At 46.3% G+C, this 19,680-nt stretch carries 18 protein-coding genes; 4 read left to right on the top strand and 14 right to left on the bottom strand.

Going from position 1 to position 19,680, the window contains the following annotated elements; all coding sequences use genetic code 11:
* On the top strand, window positions 1-214 hold a 214-nt coding region (locus tag BLR32_RS32915), incomplete at its 5' end, for an integrase core domain-containing protein (RefSeq protein ID WP_143011510.1).
* 388 nt (window positions 215-602) lie between these two features.
* Here BLR32_RS32915 and BLR32_RS32920 read toward each other — a convergent pair.
* Window positions 603-1,415, bottom strand: a complete 813-nt coding sequence (locus tag BLR32_RS32920; RefSeq protein WP_089838823.1) for an alpha/beta hydrolase — start codon at window positions 1,413-1,415, stop codon at window positions 603-605.
* Between the two features lie 117 nt (window positions 1,416-1,532).
* Between BLR32_RS32920 and BLR32_RS32925 the strand changes: the two genes are divergently transcribed.
* Both BLR32_RS32925 and BLR32_RS32930 read left to right on the top strand, forming a co-directional pair.
* Entirely contained in the window at window positions 1,533-2,408 is an 876-nt protein-coding gene (locus BLR32_RS32925; protein ID WP_089838825.1) for an SPFH domain-containing protein, read from the top strand.
* Window positions 2,409-2,424: 16 nt separating this feature from the next.
* Entirely contained in the window at window positions 2,425-2,613 is a 189-nt protein-coding gene (locus BLR32_RS32930) for a type II toxin-antitoxin system antitoxin (protein ID WP_089838828.1), read from the top strand.
* 143 nt (window positions 2,614-2,756) lie between these two features.
* On the opposite strand, the gene BLR32_RS32935 is transcribed toward BLR32_RS32930, so the two are convergent.
* Both BLR32_RS32935 and BLR32_RS32940 read right to left on the bottom strand, forming a co-directional pair.
* A complete protein-coding gene (locus BLR32_RS32935) occupies window positions 2,757-5,084 on the bottom strand; it encodes a M1 family metallopeptidase (protein ID WP_089838829.1) in 2,328 nt (775 codons plus the stop codon).
* A gap of 44 nt (window positions 5,085-5,128) precedes the next feature.
* Window positions 5,129-5,719 carry a HupE/UreJ family protein gene (locus tag BLR32_RS32940; RefSeq protein ID WP_176842519.1) on the bottom strand — a complete coding sequence of 197 codons (591 nt, stop codon included), beginning with the start codon at window positions 5,717-5,719 and terminating at the stop codon, window positions 5,129-5,131.
* 71 nt (window positions 5,720-5,790) lie between these two features.
* Between BLR32_RS32940 and BLR32_RS32945 the strand changes: the two genes are divergently transcribed.
* The gene (locus BLR32_RS32945; RefSeq protein WP_089838831.1) at window positions 5,791-6,276 is read left to right on the top strand and encodes a DUF6702 family protein; all 486 of its coding nucleotides are present in this window, start codon (window positions 5,791-5,793) and stop codon (window positions 6,274-6,276) included.
* Between the two features lie 5 nt (window positions 6,277-6,281).
* Here BLR32_RS32945 and BLR32_RS32950 read toward each other — a convergent pair whose 3' ends face one another.
* The 11 genes from BLR32_RS32950 to BLR32_RS33000 are packed head-to-tail and all read right to left on the bottom strand — an operon-like array spanning window position 6,282 to window position 19,679.
* On the bottom strand, window positions 6,282-7,571 hold the full coding sequence (locus BLR32_RS32950) for a flexirubin biosynthesis putative acyl-CoA ligase FlxY (protein WP_089838833.1): 1,290 nt from the start codon (window positions 7,569-7,571) through the stop codon (window positions 6,282-6,284).
* Window positions 7,572-7,584: 13 nt separating this feature from the next.
* Window positions 7,585-7,962 carry a holo-ACP synthase gene (gene acpS, locus BLR32_RS32955; RefSeq protein WP_089838835.1) on the bottom strand — a complete coding sequence of 126 codons (378 nt, stop codon included), beginning with the start codon at window positions 7,960-7,962 and terminating at the stop codon, window positions 7,585-7,587.
* Between the two features lies 1 nt (window position 7,963).
* On the bottom strand, window positions 7,964-9,652 hold the full coding sequence (locus BLR32_RS32960) for a C45 family peptidase (protein ID WP_089838837.1): 1,689 nt from the start codon (window positions 9,650-9,652) through the stop codon (window positions 7,964-7,966).
* Window positions 9,653-9,665: 13 nt separating this feature from the next.
* Window positions 9,666-11,171, bottom strand: a complete 1,506-nt coding sequence (locus tag BLR32_RS32965) for a phytoene desaturase family protein (RefSeq protein WP_089838840.1) — start codon at window positions 11,169-11,171, stop codon at window positions 9,666-9,668.
* Window positions 11,161-15,036 carry a 1-acyl-sn-glycerol-3-phosphate acyltransferase gene (locus tag BLR32_RS32970; RefSeq protein WP_089838842.1) on the bottom strand — a complete coding sequence of 1,292 codons (3,876 nt, stop codon included), beginning with the start codon at window positions 15,034-15,036 and terminating at the stop codon, window positions 11,161-11,163. The genes BLR32_RS32965 and BLR32_RS32970 overlap by 11 nt, the downstream gene beginning before the upstream one ends.
* A gap of 18 nt (window positions 15,037-15,054) precedes the next feature.
* Complete coding sequence (locus BLR32_RS32975; RefSeq protein WP_089838844.1) at window positions 15,055-16,254, bottom strand: DUF2062 domain-containing protein; 1,200 nt, start codon at window positions 16,252-16,254, stop codon at window positions 15,055-15,057.
* Window positions 16,251-16,619, bottom strand: a complete 369-nt coding sequence (locus tag BLR32_RS32980; RefSeq protein WP_089838846.1) for an ApeI family dehydratase — start codon at window positions 16,617-16,619, stop codon at window positions 16,251-16,253. The genes BLR32_RS32975 and BLR32_RS32980 overlap by 4 nt, the downstream gene beginning before the upstream one ends.
* Complete coding sequence (locus tag BLR32_RS32985) at window positions 16,619-17,206, bottom strand: flexirubin biosynthesis protein LolB2 (RefSeq protein ID WP_245705585.1); 588 nt, start codon at window positions 17,204-17,206, stop codon at window positions 16,619-16,621. Before BLR32_RS32985 ends, BLR32_RS32980 begins: the two co-directional genes overlap by 1 nt.
* Before the next feature lie 10 nt (window positions 17,207-17,216).
* The gene (locus tag BLR32_RS32990) at window positions 17,217-17,852 is read right to left on the bottom strand and encodes a flexirubin biosynthesis/transport protein LolA2 (RefSeq protein ID WP_089838851.1); all 636 of its coding nucleotides are present in this window, start codon (window positions 17,850-17,852) and stop codon (window positions 17,217-17,219) included.
* Entirely contained in the window at window positions 17,845-18,621 is a 777-nt protein-coding gene (locus tag BLR32_RS32995; protein ID WP_089838853.1) for a polysaccharide deacetylase family protein, read from the bottom strand. Before BLR32_RS32995 ends, BLR32_RS32990 begins: the two co-directional genes overlap by 8 nt.
* On the bottom strand, window positions 18,615-19,679 hold the full coding sequence (locus tag BLR32_RS33000; RefSeq protein WP_089838855.1) for a beta-ketoacyl synthase N-terminal-like domain-containing protein: 1,065 nt from the start codon (window positions 19,677-19,679) through the stop codon (window positions 18,615-18,617). Before BLR32_RS33000 ends, BLR32_RS32995 begins: the two co-directional genes overlap by 7 nt.
* Window position 19,680 lies beyond the last annotated feature (1 nt).

Here is a 19,680-nt window from a genome sequence, read left to right on the forward strand (position 1 = left end):
CCGGTTATTTAAAAACTATGAAACCGCGGCGGCTATAGTAACAGCGTCTATCCGCATCTACAATGAACAAAGGCCTCATGCAAGCTGCGACTACCTAACTCCAAATCAGGCACATACAAAACAAGGGGAATTAGTAAGGAGATGGCGAACGAAGAGAAAAGATAGTCCTGGATCAGGATTAACAGCTGATACTGTCAACCTGATCCAGGACTAAAATCTAAACAAAACAACCTTTTTAGGATTATCTTTTAATATTGTAAAATTCAAACGGATTATCTCATCAAAACTGTAAACCTATACCAGGACAAGACAATCAAGACGGTAAAAAAGTACAATCAAATATGTAAAGCCAATCCTGAATCAATACAATCTCGGCATACCGGAATCAGGGTGTTGATTCCTTAGATGTTCGGCTTTGAGATGGCCTCATCCTCCCTTAATCCTCCCTTCAGAAAGGGAAGATTAAGGGAGGATGAGGCTACCTCCACGCTACCTCTACCGAATCTCAATCGAACATAAAGCATAAAAAAAACTTTACAGTTCCATTGTGGAAGTGCAGAATTGACTTTACAGGTGATTACATTCCCAAAGGGAAAACTCCCCTACTTCCCAAAATACCTGTTAAAATAAAACAGCTGATACATGATCGAATTACTCCAGTATTCCCAGTTATGCTCTCCGGGACGCTCGATATAATCATGATTAATCCCTTGTTCCAGTAAATGCTGATGTAACTGACGATTAACATCTATGAAGAAATCCTTCACTCCACAGTCGATGATCAATGCCAGTGAATCATTCTTCAAACCAGACAATTGGTTCACCACCACATTTTTATCCCAGTTGTCAGCATGATCTTTATAAGTACCCAGTCTCATAGCGATATCCCAGTTATTAGGGAAAGGTCGGAAATCCACTCCCCCACTCATACTACCCGCTGCGCCAAAAGTTTCCTGATGACGGATGGCCAGGTACAGAGCGCCATGTCCGCCCATACTTAAACCGGTAATAGCGCGGTATTTACGCTCTGCTTTTGTGCGGTAATGCTGATCTATCCAGGAAGGGATCTCTTTACCTACATATGTTTCAAAACGCATGGCGCTATCCACAGGACTGTCGAGATACCAGCTGCTGAAACCACCGTCAGGAAACACCAGGATCTCCTGGTAAACATCTGCCATGGCAACAATTGCCGGGATTTTCTTCACATAATCCGCATAGTTCCCGCTATAACCGTGAAGTATATATACCACAGGATAATGCTGCTCTTTATCCTTATAACTGTCGGGGGTCACTACTACACACTTGATATTCTTGTGCATAGCATTACTGAAAATGGCAATTGTATCCACGCTGGCGGCCTTCGTAATCAAAAAACTGCTCAATATGAACAGCGTTAGCATTATATACTTCATAATCAGAGAATTTTACTTTAAAATAATCTGTTTCAGTTATGCCTGCAAATTATTTGGCTGAATGTGATTTACTTTGATTACTTTTGATATCATAATGATATCAAAACAACATTACTTATGGAAAAGATCGTCAAGCCCGTATCGGGCTACCTCGCTATTGTTATGGCCCTGATCAGCCTCCCCTTATCCATCTTCTTTTTCGTTCAGCTGGGACTGACCGGTAACGCCGGCTTTTTCTTCCTGGCGGTACTATTTTTCATTGCCTTTATATTCCTCGTAAAAGGCATACTGATCGTGAACCCCAATCACTCCCGCGTACTTACCTTCTTTGGTAAATACATCGGCACCGTTAAGGAAAATGGACTGATGTGGGTGAACCCGCTGTACAAAACAGTACACCTGTCTTTAAGGGCACATAACCACAACGGACAGCAGTTAAAGGTGAACGACAAACTGGGTAACCCTATCGAAATTGCCGCTGTGATTGTGTGGAGAGTGAGTGATACTTACAAAGCATCTTTCGAAGTAGACAACTATCTGCAGTATGTAAACGTACAGAGTGAAGCGGCCGTACGTCACCTGGCAGTAAGTTACCCTTATGACAGGATGGAAGACGAGGGCGCAGAGCAGGACATCACCCTGCGCGATGGTGGAGACAAAGTAAATGAGATGCTGGAAAAAGAATTGAATGAACGTCTCGGACCTGCCGGTATCACTGTACTGGAAGCGCGCATCAGTCACCTGGCTTATGCTCCTGAAATTGCAGGTGCCATGTTACAACGCCAGCAGGCAACTGCTATAGTCGCGGCCCGTACCAAGATCGTGGAAGGTGCTGTAGGCATGGTGGAACTGGCGCTGGACAGGTTATCACAGAAAGATATAGTGGTGCTCGACGAAGAACGTAAAGCAGCCATGGTATCAAACCTGCTGGTAGTACTATGCGGAGAATCGAAAGTATCGCCTGTTGTCAACACCGGCACACTACATCAATAATCAGTAAACAAGGGGTATGGCGGATAAGAAATCATTCGTACTAAGGGTTGATAGCCAAACTTACGATGCATTAGAAAAATGGGCTGCGGATGAGTTCAGGAGCATCAACGGTCAGCTGGAGTGGATCATACACCGCGCCCTGAAAGAGGCTGGAAGAACGCCAAAAAAGGGAACTCCGGACAAGGAAAAACCCGGAAAGAAATAAAAAGAAAATGAGGATGTACTAACAATAAACGAAGATCCTGAGAATCACTTAAATGACTACCAGATCTCATCAGGTACCCGAATGAAAAGAGGCTGCTCAATACTTGATGCAGCCTCTTTTTATACGGATGTTATCTGTAATTACTATTTCCTCGCTTTCTGCATTGGATTGCCACCAGTAGATGCACCACGTACAGTCTGTGACTGACGGAACAATTCAAAACGGGAAGGCGCTACAACACGAGGCCAGCTATTGTTGGACTCATCAATATCAGCAGTTTCACGCTGAGGGTCCAGTTTAATACCTACCACTTCTTTATCCTTCGCGAAAACCTTGGATACATGGTTTTCATTCTTACGCCAGATGTATGCGGAGATACGGTCAGTTTCCTTCGTACCATCTGCATATGTCCATTCAATGATCAATGGCATTACCAGGCCACCTACGTTAGAGAAAGATAATTCATAGAAGTTCTTCTTGCTTTCATACAGACGCTTTTCTTCAGGAGTGAGTCCGGCAGAGAAAGTTTCGTATGCGGACTTATCTTCCGGTGTTACCTCAAAACGATTCCATTTCACATAGAAGTCCTGCAGGCTTGTATCCTGATCTACTGCGAACTTCATACCCTCAGCCTTGTTACGTGCACGGGAAATATGGTCAGCAGCATGGTCGTATTTCGCTTTTGCTTCCGCTTTGCTGGTCTGCGGATCTTTTGTATCCAGGCGGAACCATTTCACGCTATCCAGGGAGATGTCAACAGGCTCTATACCATAGAACCAGCCACGCCAGAACCAATCCAGGTCTACCGCAGAAGCATCTTCCATAGTGCGGAAGAAATCAGCAGGTGTTGGATGTTTGAATGCCCATCTGCGTGCATATTCACGGAAAGCGAAATCAAACAGCTCTCTGCCCATTACCGTTTCGCGCAGGATGTTCAGCGCTGTAGCAGGTTTTGCGTAAGCATTTGGTCCAAACTGCACAATGTTCTCAGAATTCACCATGATAGGTTCCAGCTGATCTTTCGGCATCTTCATGTAATCAGTGATCTTGTAAGCTGGTCCGCGGCCGGAAGGGAAGTTGTTGTCCCACTCCTGTTCTGTGAGGAACTGGCAGAAGGTATTCAGACCTTCATCCATCCATGTCCACTGACGCTCGTCAGAGTTCACGATCATCGGGAAGAAGTTGTGTCCTACTTCGTGAATGATCACACCGATCATACCATTTTTGGTAGTCTCAGAGTAAGTACCGTCTTTCTCTGCGCGACCATAGTTAAAGCAGATCATCGGATACTCCATACCGTTTGCAGCTTCTACAGAGATAGCTACCGGATAAGGGTAAGGAATAGTGTGTTTAGAATATGTTTTTACAGTATGCGCTACAACTTTGGTAGAATAACGGTTGTACAGCGGATAAGCTTCCGGACCGTAGTAAGACATCGCCATTACTTTCTTGCCTTCCACATTGGTTGCCATCGCATCCCATACCAGGCGGCGTGAAGATACCAGTGCGAAGTCGCGTACGTTCTGTGCTTCATACACCCATGTTTTACGACCAGTAGCATGTCCTGCCAGCGCTTTGTTAGCTTCGTCCAGCGTTACTACTTCCACCGGTTGTTTTGCGGACTGTGCCTGCTGCCAGCGTTGGAACTGTGCAGATGTCAGTACATCCTTATAGTTCTGACATTCACCGGTAGCACCTACTACGTGATCAGCAGGTACGTTCATGCTCACCTTGAAGTTACCGAAGGTCAATGCAAATTCACCACGACCGGTGAACTGCTTGTTCTGCCATCCCTGGAAGTCAGAGTATACTGCCAGGCGTGGGTACCACTGGGTGATTGTATAGAGGTAGTTCTTGTCGTCAGGAAAATATTCGTAACCACCACGGCCACCCTGTACCATACGGTCAGAGATGTTGTACCACCACTCTACCTTGAAGCGGAGCTTCTGGCCCGGCTGCAGGGTTTGTGGCAGATCAATACGCAGCATGGTCTGGTTGATGGTGTAAGGTAAAGCCTTGCCGCTTTCGTCGGTCAGCTTCACGATGTTTACACCAAATTTCTTACTGCCCGGATTACCCAGTATGCCGTTCACCGTACGCATACTCATCTTCTCAGACATGGTGCTGCCGTCAAAGCTATTGTTGTCGCTTTTCAGGTCATGCTCATTTTCATCCAGCTGCAGCCAGATGTAGGTAAGCGGATCAGGTGAGTTGTTGTAGTAGGTAACAGTTTCCGCACCTGTGAGCTTCTGCTGCTCATCGTCCAGCGTAGCGGAAATGTCGTAGTCTGCCCGTTGCTGCCAGTATTTTGGTCCGGGCGCCCCGGAAGCAGAGCGGTATTCATTAGGATCTGTCAGCATAGTACCCAGCTGCTCAAAGCGGTTACCATGATTAGAGCCTGGATTCTGCGCCTGCGCTAATGCCGTCATAAAGCATAGGGCCAGTGCCAGTTTGAAGGATTTCTTTCTCATAAACAAGTCTATATTACAAAGGTCAGCAGCTTGGTTGTTACTGCTTACTTAACCATTAGTTCCTGATACCGCTCAGCGGCCATCATAAAAGCAACGCCAAAAATGGCGGATGAAAGGAACAGATTCCAGTCCCTGCGTTTCACGCGACGGATGTTTACGACGATAGCCGCCAGTAAAAGCACGCCTGTAACAATCAGGATCTGGCCAAATTCCAATCCGAGATTAAAGGCCAGCAGGGGACGAACAATGTTTGTCTGTGTTCCCAGTAAGCTTTTCAGATAACCGGAAAAGCCCATTCCATGGATCAATCCAAAGAATCCTGCGAAGAAGTAGTTGATCTGTAATTTACCCGGAACAGTTTGCTTCCTTATTACATTTGAAAAAGCTGTGATGGCTATCGTCACCGGTATAAGGAATTCTATTACGCTGCTTTTGATAAACACTACGTTCGTTACGCTCAATGCTAATGTTATGGAGTGTCCTATTGTAAAAGCTGTCACCAGCACCAGTACTTTTCTCCAGTCTTCCAGCAGGTAAACAGCACATAATGCAGCAATAAATAATATATGATCCATCCCCTCCCAATCTACAATATGCTGCCATCCCATCTGAAAGTACATCACAAACTCGTTCATTACCCTATATTTGTTGCCAGTTTCAGTAATTATACAAAGGTCATCATTAAAATTTAAAAATTTTTAGGCAAGTGGGGGTATTATTATTTAAATGGTTGGCTACGGCATTGACGGTATTACATCCTTTCTACGTAAGTGTCACAGAAATAGCGCACAATAAGTCCAAAAGTGAGTTGCAGGTAAGTTGCCGCATCTTTGCCGATGACCTGGAAAATGCCATTAAAAAGCAGTATAAAGCGCCCCTGGATATCGTACATCCTGCCAACAGGGCTGTTACCGACAGCCTGATAGCCGGCTACCTGGCGAAACACCTGTTTGTGACTACCGACGGTAAAGCCGTACGCCTGCAATATCTTGGCTATAAAATCGAAGAAGAGGCCGCCTGGTGCTTTCTGGCTGCCGAAAAGGTGCCTGCCTTCAAAAAGGCCCATGTCAGGAATAATATCCTGTACGACGAGCATCCCAACCAGATCAATATGATCCACGTCATCCAGAACGAAATACGCCAAAGCACCAAACTGGATAATCCAAAGGCGGATGCCGACTTTTCCTTCTGATTCTGCTATCGCCTGTCAATGAATTTGATAGGCTTCCTGCTGCCTTCCGGGAACTGCATCTTCATGATGTCTGCCTGGGAAACATAGCGCACCTGGGGAATCACCCTCAGTTTCGCCTGCAGGTAGGAACGGATCTTACGGTCGATGTCCTCGCTTTCCGCTACCGGCCATAGATGCAGCAATATATCGTCAGTGCCTATTTCATTGGAGAATACTTCCACCACAAATTCCCGTACTTCCTCCATATCATTCAGCAGATCAAAAAGTGCAGGTGGATATAAAGTAGTGCCTTTGTATTTGATCATCTGCTTCCGTCTGCCTATTACGGGCGACAAACGCATGGTATGCCTGCCACAGGAACAGGGCTCATCATAATAACGGCAGATATCCCCGGTTTTATAACGCAACAACGGCATGCCTTCCACTCCCAGGGTGGTAATGGTCACTTCTCCATCTTCACCGGGACCAACAGGTTGGTTGTTATCGTCCAGCAGCTCTATGTACAGCAGTTCCGGATGATGATGACCTCCATGCCCTGCCTTACATTCGGTAAATGCCGTCTGCATTTCTGTAGAAGCATAGGTGGAATACAGCTTGATATTCCATTGCTCCGTGATCTTCTTTCCCAATACATTCAGGGAGAAGTCTACGTTCCGGATATTTTCTCCGATACATACAGCACTCTTTACGGAAGAGTCGTTGATATCGATATTATGTTCTTTAGCAAAGGCGATCAGCTTCACGATAAAGGAAGGCACTGCCACAATAGTGGTCGGCTTTATGCGCTGAATATTCTCCCATTGCAGGGACGGTACGCCTGGTCCCACACGCAGCACACCTGCGCCCAGCTTGCGGATGCCATTGTAATAGGCCATACCTGCCATAAACTGACGGTCCAGTGTCAGCATCAGCTGGTAAATATCATTTTCAGTACCGTCTGCACAGCAGAAGGAAATGTATTCATTGTAGCTGAGACGCTCCTGGTCTTTCTGTGTCAACGCAATGATGACAGGGCGGCCGAGGGTGCCGGAGGTAGTTGTATATTCAGCGATCTTGCTTTTATCCACACATAAAAAGTCCCAGTTCTGCTCCTGCAGATGTTCCTTGGTAACAGGTGGGATCAGCCACAGATCGTTCAATGATTTAACGGTAGAAGGTTGTATACCATGGTCCACAAACCATTGCCGGTAAAAAGGTGAAAACTCACGCAGGTAGCCCAGCAGGTGAAGTACCTCTTTTTCCTGAAATTGCCTGATAGCTGCTTTTGGCTGCAGTTCTATGTTGGGTATGTACATGGTACTCAGTTTTTCAGATCTCTATTACCACCATGGCAATAGCAGTTGCTTTTATGTGTGATAAGGAAACCAGTATCTGTTTAATCTGCAATTCACTATAGCAGGATATGGCATTACCGGTCAGCTGTAATGAAGGCTTTCCTGTTTCGTCGTTCCTGATCTCGATTTCGTTGAAGTTGATCTTTCCATGCCCCCAGCCTGTGCCCATTGCTTTCAGGAAGGCCTCTTTTGCTGCAAAGCGGGCGGCATAGTGCTGTTCAGGATTTACCTGCGCATCACAACAAGCGATTTCATGCGGTGTAAATATCATATCCCGGAATCCATTTCCTCTTTCCATCTTGACCGCAACGCGGTCTACTTCGATGATATCAGTACCGATCCCGTATATCATGTTAATTACTTTTAGCGCATTTCTCCAATTGCTTACGGATATGATCTTCTTCTGCTTTCGTTGCTATGACTTTGGTCAATGCCGTTTTATAATAACCTTCCGCAGCCTTATACTGCTTACGCTTAAACTCATAATCTCCTGCCAGCACATAAGCATGATAGTATTCCGGATTAAGGCTGATGAGTTGTTTTACGTCTACTTCCTTTCCATCCATAATATCAGCCTTCATAGCCCTGAAAGCTACGAAAGATTTATAATCCTGCGTTTGCAGGAAAGGATCTGCTGCAATGGTTTGTGAGCTGTCGTAGATCTCATGATCGTATTGCAGTCCTTTCATATTAAACACGGAGTCCAGGTTGTAGGCTACGAATTTACCCAGCTGCCAGGGGGCTGTAGATACCCATACCATCTTCTTCTTAGGTTCAAATACTACGGCGTGGTGTGCAATTAACTGGTTGATCGCTCTTTCATTTCCCATCCCGATATTCTCTCCATGCAGGCCATAGCGGTCGCGCAGGATATCGACTGTTTTCTGCACTGTATTCGGACCGTGCTGCTGCAATAACTCCGACAGGCGGTTGAAACGATAACCGGAAGCTGTTTCATCCCGTTGTTTGATATTCTTATCTTCCTTGCCTAATGTGGCTCCCTGGAAGTGATTGGTACAGGTGATGAACTGATCTTTCGGATCGTACATATCCATCTTCTCAGGCGTCTTTTCTATGATCGCCGCACGGTTATCTTCTGCAGAACCTACCAGGAAAGATTCTGATACGAACATTTTATGCTTGCTGGCAATGGCCCAGGCTTCATCAATGTTCTTCGCATACTGCAGTACTTCTCTTGCTACCAGCGATACTGGTGTGGCAGAACCGGTAGGGATATCACTTTTATCTGCATTGATAGTTACTGTCAGTCCTTTCTCATTCATGCCGGATGCTACGCCTGTAAAGCCACCCCAGGTGACCGTCATAAAACGGTAACCCTTTTCAGGATGATAGAACGCTACTATTTTATCTTCTGCGAATTTATCTCCTACATAAAAATCGAAGTTGCGGCCTATGATCAAGCTACTGTCGGCAGAGGCGCCATTCCAGGTACCAAAGGAGGTACAGGCTACAAGCGCCATATTTTGCAGGGCATGCCCGATATCGTGTGCGGCATGGTAGTTCAGGATACGCTCATAATTGGTACCGATGAAATCATATTTATCAGATGCAGAAAAAGAGATCCCATAGATCTCCTCTTTGTTCTCTTCTGCAATATTGTCTGCAAGATTCCGGTTAAAGAAACCTACGAAGTAGCGGAGGAATTTCAGGTAGGATTGTGAAGGGATCATCTTTTTGATCTGATCAGTAAAATGATCTTCCTGCCGCTGTATCAATTCTGCCGACAGTTTACCTTCTACTACACCCCTTTCAAAGGGTTTGCCTTCCACATACATTTCATACAAGCCACTCTCGCTTTTGCGGAACCAGCTGTTGCCCAGTGTGTAGCTGGTACTATCCAATGCCTTACGCTGCCATTGAAGGGATTGTTTGTTGGCTATTGCAGGCGGGTCTATATGCGATACGCTCACCACATAAATCACCAATATGATCAGTAGCAATACAATCGTGCCCGTTACATACAACAGCGCCCTGCCTAGTCTACGCCATCCGTTACGTTTCTTTCCCTTATTCAATGCCATCTCTCAATTAGATTTATGCTGCGTTAATATCGTTTATGAGCTTTTCCATGCCCAGCAGTACCGAACTGGTAACCACTGCCGTCATCGTTACCCCCAAAATTCCATGCAAGTTCAGGTTTTGCCCGGTAAGATACAAATTGGGTAACCTGGTGGCTGCCGAGATCATTGTCTTTAATGGATCTGAGGCATCTTTCGCAATACCATACATACTACCTTCCGGCATGGCCAGATAGTCCCTGTATGTCAACGGTGTGGAAGAATAATATGCATGTATACAGTTGCGGAGACCGGGATACTGTTTCTCCACGGCATCCAGCAACTTCTCTGATTTCTCTTTCTTGAACTCCTGGTACTCAGCACACCGCTCATCCGGATGCGAATCGGTGTTAAAGGTATTGTGCCAGCGGGCCACATCTTCATAACGCATGTAAGTCATGATAGACAGGTTGTCGGCAAATTGCTCCTTTCCTGTGCCTGCGGATACAAACAGTGCATAGGTATTCGGCCAGTTATCCGACGTATAATTCACACCATCCCAGGCGTTGTCGCTATCATGATGGTAGTAGTTGTAGTTCCGATAAGGAAAAGTACCAGGCTTCAATACCACGTTCAGCATAAATGTACCTGGTGTATTCTCCAGGGTACAGATCCTTGCTTTGTAAGCCTGCCGCAGGCTTACACTTTCTGTCATCTCCATCGTCTTTGCAGGATGGAGACCAGATACAAAGTGCCTTGCAGTCACCTGCTCTCCATTCGCCAGGACGATATGATCTACCTTTCCATCAAATTCAACGATGCGCACTACCTCTGTATTCCGGATAATAGTGCCTCCATGTTCTTTGATCACTTTGTTCAAGGCACGGGAGATCTGGGAACCGCCGTCCACACATTTCCAGGAGCTTTCTATATAACTATGCTGTACCAGTGCATGCACGTAAAAAGGCGTTTTACCCTGCTCGCCTGCATACAACAGGTTGTTGCCTGCCAGGACATGCTGCAGCCGTTCATTCTTCGTGATACTGCTTATGAACCCATATGTATCGAGTCCCATTACGCCTTCCTTCTCACGATAGTCGCCCATCCTCAGGTTGAACAGAGGGAATTTACCGCACACTTCCTGCATTTTCTCACAGTAGGCATGCAGGGCATCTTTCTCATCGGGAAAGTCCTTCAGCAGTTGCTTTGTAAAATTGTCATAGCCCTGGGCCAGCTTGTAAACTTTCTGCTCGTTGCCAAAATGGATATGATCAAATCCGTCCATATCCAATTGCCGCAGCTTCATTTTATCCATGATACCCAGGTAACGGAATACCTGGTTCAGGTTCTGACCTTCAGCTAGTCCGCCGATATAATGTACACCTGAATCAATAATTGCTTTGTCCCGGGAAAACGTTTGTAGGCAACCGCCTATCTGGCGGTTTTTTTCATAGATGCAGACTTTGTATCCATTCTTGCTGAGAATGGCGCCACAGACGAGGCTTCCTAGTCCGCTACCTATTATGATCACATCATACTGCATGTACAGGGGATAACTTTTTAATAATGAAAATCACGTTGGAGGTATACTTTGTATTGTCTATCTGCTCCATTACCGCGCCGTTGGCAGTAACAATCTCCCGGATGCGGGAAGATGAAAAGAACGACAGCGGTTTGTCTTTCGTCTTATTAAATCCGAGCAACTTAGTAGAAAACAGTTCTGTCAGCTTGGTCCCTTCGTGCCTTTCCTTGAGATCACTATCTCCATCACGCACGATAATCACACCATCAGCCGGCAGCTGACTGATACAGGCTGAAAGTACTTTCTCCTGTTCATCCGGCTGCAGATAGTGTAACACATCACTGATCACATAGGCGTCGTATTGTCCGAATGCATAGTTGGTTACATCTGCGTGTTCAAAGCTCACCTGCTCATTACGCAGGTAACAATGCTGTGCTGTAATGATCTTGTCTTCGTCATAGTCTATCCCTTTTACTTCGCGTTCTTTAGACAGCCAGTGTAGCATGTAGCTCATAAAGCCATACCCGCAGCCGATATCCAGAATACGTCCCCTTTTAGGTAAGAGCTGATCGAACAATGCATAGTTTCCTTCCAGCTTTGTTTTAATGCGCATGTACCATTCCAGTACTGGCCCTTTGTAAATATAGTTGTAGATCAGTTGTTCTCTGAAATAAGCCGGTACCTCTATTTCTTCACGCAGCTTTTCGTATTCTGCCTTGAAATAACGGCTGATCTGTTTTGTACGTGCGGTATAATTGTCTCCCCATGAAGTGTCGCCAGCTTTGATCCTTGGCAGGTATTTTACGGTAATGGAGCCATCTTTCAGCAGGAAATCATTCTTACTCATGGTATACGCCGTACCATGCAATACGATCGGCAGTATATCCAGTCCCATTTGCTCTGCAATATAGAAAGCGCCCTTATGGAAACGTTTTATGGATGCATCCGGAGAACGGGTGCCTTCCGGATACACCACGATAGAGTATCCTTCTTCCACTTTCTTTCTCAACTTTTCAATACTTCCTTCTGCTCCTTCTGCCACAGGATAATAGTCCCCCATTCTTACGACGGCACCGAATACAGGAGAGTTCCATACCCATTCACTGGTCAACAAAATCACCTTCGGATTCAGCATGGTAGATACCAGGATATCCAGGAAGGACTGATGATTACTGATGATCACCGCAGGCTTATCCATCTTCTCTCTTTCCGGATTGATGATCTTCTTCTTCACATTCCCCATGATATAAATCACAGACTTCGTATATGCAGATAAGATGCGATGATATAAGAATTTGGCTTTTATTTTTTTCTTAAACGGATTGAACTTCACCAGTACCCATCCTATTACAGTCAGCACTAAACATCCTGAAGTAAAGTAAGCAAAGGCAAAAACTGATTTCGCCCATCCGTGTAAAGTCCATGGCGCTCTGCCTTTACGGGTACGGTTCGTGATCAGCCAGTTAAAAAGGAACGGGATCATAACCTGTGAGGTTATCACCACACAGCCGATACCAATGATAGAGATCAATGCAATAGATCGCAGTGAAGGATGCTGTGCAAAGATCATCACTCCCAATCCTAAGACGGTGGTAATAGCGGAAAGGAAGATAGAGGTACGGAAAGAGGACAGGTTGTCTTCCCTGCCGGATTTATACTGCTGTAGCAGGCCATCCATCGTGAAGATGCTGTAATCATCTCCCAGACCAAAGATGAACGAGCTCAGGATGATGTTAACGATATTGAATTTGATCCCAAACAGCCCCATGATACCCAGTATCCATATCCAGCTGATAAGCATGGGAATAAAGGTGATCAGCGCCAACTCAATACGACCGTATGAGATCAGTAAAGCAAAGAACACGAGTAAGGATGTCATCCACGCAATGCTGTTAAACTCATTACGGATCACTTCTGCCAGGCGGTTAGCTACATATTGTTTATCCAGTACTGTAGTATGTTCCTGTTCGCCCAGCGCTTTATATACTGCGGCTTTCTGTGCAGGGTCTACTTTCAGCAGGGTAACCAGTGATACACGGTCTTTCTTTTCTGTGATGAAGTCGCCCAGGTTACCTGAGCGTAATGCCTGCAGATCGCTTTCCGGGACAGGTGTAAAGTCTTGCTGTAACCACTGTGCAAACGGTTCAAAGGCCGCTGCTTTATAACCAACTGCCGGTCCGTGTTTCTGCAGATAACTCACCAACTGTTGCTTCTTCTCAGGCGTCCAGTAAGCATTCCAGCGTTGTATCCTTTGCTGTTGTTCCTTATTGGACATCAGTAATACATTCACGCCTGCATACTTCTTTATAATTCCTTTTTCCTGTAACTGATGTATCAGCGGCAATAAGCGCTCACTGTGCTGCAATGCAGTTTCCAGGTTGGCGCCATCAGTAACCAGGTAGATGGATTGTGCGGTATAGGCATTCACCTGGTTGAACTTCGCCTCTGCTGCTTTCAGTTCAGGGCGCATGAAGTTCATGCGCATCATATCACTTTCAAATTCCACCTTACCTGCGGTAAAGAAGAAGATGACGGTCAACAGTATGATAGCACCTACCAGGTATTTATTCTTTTCAGGTTTGTAAGCGGCAAGCTTGTCCAGCCAGTTGTAATGCTGTACAGGCGGATGCGCTGGTTGTTTACCCAACACAATCCAGTGAGGTAAGAAGATCAGCGAGAACAATGCAGCTCCTATCAGGCTTAATGCTGCAAAGAGGCCAACGTCCTGTAAGATGGGGGATTCTACGAACTGCAGACAAGCGAAACCGCCTACGGTTGTAAAACTGCCGACAGTCATAGGTGTAGCCAGATCACGGATCACTTCACGGATATCCGGCAGATGACGATAGTGGTTAAAGACATGCAATGAATAGTTCACTGCAATCCCCAGCACCACAGCGCCCGCACCCAAAGCGATCACAGAAATGCTTTGCTGTACAACAGCGATCACTGCCAGTGAGAACAATGCACCAAAAACTACTGGCAACATGACCAGTAAAGGTGCGCGTTTCTTTTTAAAGAATAGCGCGATCAACACTACCAGCAGTACTACCACGATCCCCTGTGTCAGCAAGGTATCCTGTCTGAGCTGCGTGGCATTGCCTGCGGATACAGCTGCTGCGCCGAAAAAGGAGGCTTCAGTAACAGATGTATTTGCCTGCAGCGTATCTATCTCTGCCTGTAACCCTTTCAGCAATGCGGCATTCTTCCCGGTAGCATTGGCAGGATTTGCAGGTGTGATGAACAATAACAAATGCCGCTGGTTCTTACTCATCACAAAACCATCGTACAGTTCAAACTGTTCGTCGTACTGCAGGTGTTGCAGCTTTTTTATACCCAGCCAGGACATGCCCACAGGGTCTGCTGCAATCACTTTCTTCACTACCAGTCCGGCAGGCGAGATCAGTGTATGATAGTTATCTTCCAGGGTCTGCTGCAGCCTGTCAGGCATGATCAGCGAGTCAATCTTCTGATAGTCTTTTTCTTCGAGGAATACGGGCAGGTGTTGCTGTATCACCTGCATCAGATCCAGCACGGCAGCCTCTTCCACCTGTGCCTGGAACTGTTTGATATAGGGCGCATAGCGCTCATTCACACGGGCAGTCAACGCCTGCGCAAAAGCGGTCAGGCTATCCGGCTGAGGCGCCTGTGTAGTATCTTTCTGAGAGATGGTGATCACCAGTTTGTCGGCAAACCGGGAATCATTGAACACCTGCTGTAACTTGTCGAGCTTTTTGTCCTGCGGCAGGATACGGGTAATATCTTCCTCCAGCTTAATACGTGATGCGAAATAAGCGGCCAGGGCGAAACAGACAATGGTACAGATCCATAGCCAGGCCTTATGCCGGTGGAAGAAATTATATATGCTTACAAATAACTTACCCATATCAATTCATACTGTATACTAACCAGCCTGTTTCACAGGATCTTTACGAAAGATCGCCAGCAGTATATAAACGAGCAAAAATGCCACCACACCTGCTATTATCGCCAGTGTGACAGCCCCAGTCAAATATTGAAACAAATTCTGTTTGATCATGTCGAGTGTAAGATTGCTGGTAAGCGGAGGCAGGATACTACCATCCTTTACCCATATCTTTCCCGTTGCAAAACTCGCAAAGATCACAAAGGGGATCATTGGCGGCAGACTGACATGGCAGGACATAAACACCAATGCTTTATTCAGCCTGAGTAATACAGCCAATGCCAGGGCAGTCACCATCTGGAACCCCCAGATAGGCACAATGCCCATAAATACACCCAGACCAACAGAAGCGGCCTTAAGTGCATTGGTTTCTTCCTTGTTCAGCACATGATCATACCACATCATACGCCAGCTTTCTGCTTTGAACAGGAAGCGGATAAAATCGCGCGGCTTGATGTACAGGAAGGTAATCAGCACCAACACAGTATTCAACACACTGATGCGGGAGAAATCCCTGAAAGGACGGAAATGCGACACTCTTTCCTCCGCAGGAGGATAGTATACCTTAATAGGCGCCCAGTCAATTTTAAGCCCTTTCCAGGCACTGCGCACCAGCACTTCTATTTCGAATTCATACTTTGTACACCAGAAACGCATTTTGCGCATGGCATGAACAGGATACAGACGGTATCCGGATTGCGTATCCGGTCCTTTCAATCCTGTTTCCACATAAAACCAGAAATTGGAGAACTTGTTGGCAAAGGTGTTCTTGCCAGGCATGTTTTCCTGTTGCAGGTTACGCGCACCAATGATGATCGCGTTCCGTTCTGTTTCCAGTTTCTCTAACAATACAGGCAGGTCGGATGCAAAATGCTGTCCGTCGGCATCCATTGTGATGACATAATCGTATCCCTGTTCAATAGCAAAGCGGAAACCGCGACGCAGCGCAATTCCTTTACCCTTGTTGGATATATATTCCACACGTTGTATCTCCGGGAAAGCATCGAGTATAGCAGCCGTATTATCGGTGCTGCCATCATTTACTACAATGACATGAGTCGTATAAGAGAGCACATCTCTTAATACCCCCTCCAGCGTTTTGGCATTGTTGTAGGTTGGCACCAGCACTGCCGCCTTCCGGGCAGTGAACTGATCATGATATGTTGTAGTATCCGTCATTCTGCATCTACAAATGTTCCCTGGAATTTCATAAAAGTGAGCGCCTCATGTTTCAGGGAGGCTGTCACTTTTATCTCTCCATCCTGTAGTTTATACTGAACACCTATCTCTACCTGCGGATTGGCGGTAGGATCGATCATGTTCAGGAACTTCATCTGGGACGATTTTTTCAGCAACACCTTCTTTTGCAGCAGTCTTTCCAGCAGCTCCTGGATAGTCTGCATCATACAAACGCCCGGCACAACAGGGCGGCCAGGGAAATGCCCTTCAAATACAGGATGTGCTGCATTCCACAAAACCTGGTAAGTTGCGGTTTCACCGGCAGACTGCTCCTGCTCAAGTGTGTATAGTTTTCCTGCTAACATTATTTCTGTACGCGTTGTAATGATATATTAAAAGTAAAGCCCTGATGGCGGATAGCTATTGTATCCGGTACCCCGGCTTCATAATTCTTCATCCATACCTTTACTACCGGCTTGCGTTTGGAAGATTTCTCAATCCGTTCCAGCTGCTCGCAGGCAGTATCAGTGATGTAATAGTTATTGCCTTTTGCCGTAGGCACCACGGTGTAATGATAAGCACTGTCCTGCATCACATGCGCCTTACTCAGATCAGGTCGCAGCAGCACCAGCTCAAAATCACTACGCAGTGTTTTCACCACTGCTTTTTTATCCATCTTTGGCAGCATGTAATGCTTTACAAAACCACCATCCCTGGTAAATTCAAAATCAAAGAACTTAAAGCCCATCTCATTAGCAAAGACTACCCGTAAACTGCTGTCCGGCATCTGCTTGAAGAAAAGCAGGCCACTCAGATGATGCTTCAGTATATCCACCTGTGTGCTGTACAATGTATTGGCAAACTGTGGACGGAACTTAGTAATACAGTTCACATCACCATTGGCTTGCTGCAGATTTTTATATGCTGAACTACAACCGGACAAAAGTCCCATCAGCAGTAAACTATTTAACAGCAAAGACCGCATCTGGAATATTTACGTTCAGTTGTTTGTGCAAAAAGCTGATACTGGTATCATCGCCACCAGCTTCGTACATCTGGATCTTAGACACAGAATAATCTTTCTTGTCTACCAGCAGGTGAATGGATTTGAAATACTGTGCCAGTGATTTATTCACCGGTGTCATTTCCAGCAGATAAAACTGTCCATTCTCCAGGATGCGGGTATTGAAGTCAGTATTGTTCACCACATTTCCCTGCACACAATCTACCGTGATCTTGTTGATCTGTTCAAACAGTTTATTGCCTTTGGTGGATACGCGGTTCTCTTTCTGTCCGTCCTTCGTCTTAATATCTTTGCCATTCATCACCAGGAGATAATAGGAAGGCTGCATATATTCCATACGCACCTTATTCTCCTTCCTGAACCAGAACTTCCCCTTAGAAGTGATCTTATCTGATAACATGCTCAGGTTCTTCTCCTGTACAAAATCGCACTGAATGGATTGTGTAGCCTGGGATGCTTTTGCAAACTGCTGTTTGAAGGCAGCTGCATCTGCTACCGGCTTAAAGCCCGGCTGTTGCGCCATCGTCTGTAAGGCACCTACTATACAACCCAATATCAAAAGCCATCTACGCATAAGCGGGTATGTTTAATAATTTGTCTATTCTTTCAATACGGTATCCTTCCAGCTTCAGATGTTGTATCAGTGATGGCAATGCCTGTACTGTTACTTCCATTGAGTCGTGCAGCAGTAACACTGCCCCCGGTTTGATACGCTGTCTGATCCTTTCCAGCAGCTCCTCTTTATCTTTCGCGACGGTGTCCAGCGAGCGGATATTCCAACCGATGGGTGTATAGGCTCCTTTCCTGATCGCCTTAGCGAGGTTTGGATTTGTAACCCCATATGGCGGACGGAAAAGCCTGGGCCTTTTACCTGTCACACTTTCTACCGCATCATCCATCTGTTTTAATTCGGCCAGCATTTTATCTGAGCCGAACATATCGAACCAGAAATGATGAGAGAAACTATGGTTCCCGATCACGTGTCCGTCGGCATCTATACGACGCAGTAGAGACTCATTCCCCCCTATCCTGTTGCCAATGCAAAAGAACGCCGCAGGCGCCTGTTCCTTTTGCAGGATGTCCAGGATCTCCGGTGTATGCTGCAGCAAAGGACCATCATCAAACGTAATAGCGATCACTTTCTCCTTTGTATCGGCAGCACATACCACGGGTATGTAAAAGTTCGATCCGATATTGCAGGCTCCCCATACCAGCGCCGCTATATAAGGTTGCAACAGTAGCAGAAAAACCCACCAGGGCAATGTCAGCCATAGGTTATGTACCAGCAGCGCGGCTGCCAGCAACAGAAACAGGCCGATATTTGCAATGCGGTGTGTCAGCATGCCGTCAGCAGGATCAGTGAATGATGCGTTTGTTTATGATGATTATAGATCAGGATCTTTTTGATCTGATCCGGTGCTTCTCCTTTGAACATAGCCGCAGCAGGTACCTGCTGTTCCGCCAGTATCCTGTTGCCGATCCACATACCGAAAGAAGCAGCAGTAGGGTATTCTCCGCAGAGATGCTTAAACCCTGCCACCGGTTTACCGGCAAACAAGGTATTCTCTACATATTCATACCATTCGTCTCCGCTGGCATCTCCGTTACGGCCGGTAATCACCAGGCTCACTTCCTCCTGACTGCAATGATGTGCGGCCAGGAAAGCAGCGATATCAGCCGAAATTTCGGCCTTTCCTGCTGGTTTGTATAAAGTGGTCAGTCCTGTCAGTTTAGCCTTTGTATTGGGCCCTTTTTCAGTTCCCAGCACAAAACAGGCTGCTCCCTCTCCTGCTACCGTTCCATGCGTATTGCTTTTCAGCAACTGTTCGTGGGTCACCGGCTCTTTCTTATACAGATCGAAACGGGAGAGGATATTGAAACTATGATTAGTCAGTTCGTCCATCGCACCTGCGAGGATGCTGGAAGAACGTCCTTCTCTCAGTATCATGATGCTGTCCAGCAAAGCGCTCTCGAAAGAGAAGGCTTTGTGCACAAAAGTATTGTTGTACGCATGACAGCCCAGCATCAGTGCGATCTGTCCTGCTACGGTATTGTGAGTGGACTGGATGAACGCTGTAGGCGTTAACATCTCTTCCTGCTGATTGATCATTTTTGAGAGGAATACTCCTGTATCATCCAGGCAGCCATAGGCGGTTCCTGTAATGATCGCATCTGGGATCTCCACACCTGCTTCCTGCAGGCTAAGCTTTGCTGCAGCCACGCCCATCTTGATCACACGACTCATGCGGCGTATCAGCTTCACATCTATCCATTGTTTGTAATCAGGTTCCCATGCTTTCAGGCGTGGCCCTTCCCAGGGTAACACTGCAGCCGGGAATGCACTGCCTGCCGCAGTTTCCTGCGGCGACACACAACCTGTTCCTTGTATATAGATGTACATA

The organism is Chitinophaga filiformis, from assembly GCF_900102545.1.
GTDB classification, from domain to species: Bacteria; Bacteroidota; Bacteroidia; order Chitinophagales; family Chitinophagaceae; genus Chitinophaga; species Chitinophaga filiformis.

Excerpts from the sequence above, each read along its gene's own strand:
- acpS (WP_089838835.1), bottom strand. The coding sequence starts at position 7,962 with ATGATATACGGGATCGGTACTGATATCATCGAAGTAGACCGCGTTGCG.
- BLR32_RS32970 (WP_089838842.1), bottom strand. The coding sequence starts at position 15,036 with ATGGGTAAGTTATTTGTAAGCATATATAATTTCTTCCACCGGCATAAG.
- BLR32_RS32925 (WP_089838825.1), top strand. The coding sequence starts at position 1,533 with ATGGAAAAGATCGTCAAGCCCGTATCGGGCTACCTCGCTATTGTTATG.
- BLR32_RS32920 (WP_089838823.1), bottom strand. The coding sequence starts at position 1,415 with ATGAAGTATATAATGCTAACGCTGTTCATATTGAGCAGTTTTTTGATT.
- BLR32_RS32975 (WP_089838844.1), bottom strand. The coding sequence starts at position 16,254 with ATGACGGATACTACAACATATCATGATCAGTTCACTGCCCGGAAGGCG.
- BLR32_RS32930 (WP_089838828.1), top strand. The coding sequence starts at position 2,425 with ATGGCGGATAAGAAATCATTCGTACTAAGGGTTGATAGCCAAACTTAC.
- BLR32_RS32985 (WP_245705585.1), bottom strand. The coding sequence starts at position 17,206 with ATGGGACTTTTGTCCGGTTGTAGTTCAGCATATAAAAATCTGCAGCAA.
- BLR32_RS32950 (WP_089838833.1), bottom strand. The coding sequence starts at position 7,571 with ATGTACATACCCAACATAGAACTGCAGCCAAAAGCAGCTATCAGGCAA.
- BLR32_RS32960 (WP_089838837.1), bottom strand. The coding sequence starts at position 9,652 with ATGGCATTGAATAAGGGAAAGAAACGTAACGGATGGCGTAGACTAGGC.
- BLR32_RS32935 (WP_089838829.1), bottom strand. The coding sequence starts at position 5,084 with ATGAGAAAGAAATCCTTCAAACTGGCACTGGCCCTATGCTTTATGACG.
- BLR32_RS32995 (WP_089838853.1), bottom strand. The coding sequence starts at position 18,621 with ATGCTGACACACCGCATTGCAAATATCGGCCTGTTTCTGTTGCTGGCA.
- BLR32_RS33000 (WP_089838855.1), bottom strand. The coding sequence starts at position 19,679 with ATGTACATCTATATACAAGGAACAGGTTGTGTGTCGCCGCAGGAAACT.
- BLR32_RS32940 (WP_176842519.1), bottom strand. The coding sequence starts at position 5,719 with ATGAACGAGTTTGTGATGTACTTTCAGATGGGATGGCAGCATATTGTA.
- BLR32_RS32980 (WP_089838846.1), bottom strand. The coding sequence starts at position 16,619 with ATGTTAGCAGGAAAACTATACACACTTGAGCAGGAGCAGTCTGCCGGT.
- BLR32_RS32965 (WP_089838840.1), bottom strand. The coding sequence starts at position 11,171 with ATGCAGTATGATGTGATCATAATAGGTAGCGGACTAGGAAGCCTCGTC.
- BLR32_RS32990 (WP_089838851.1), bottom strand. The coding sequence starts at position 17,852 with ATGCGTAGATGGCTTTTGATATTGGGTTGTATAGTAGGTGCCTTACAG.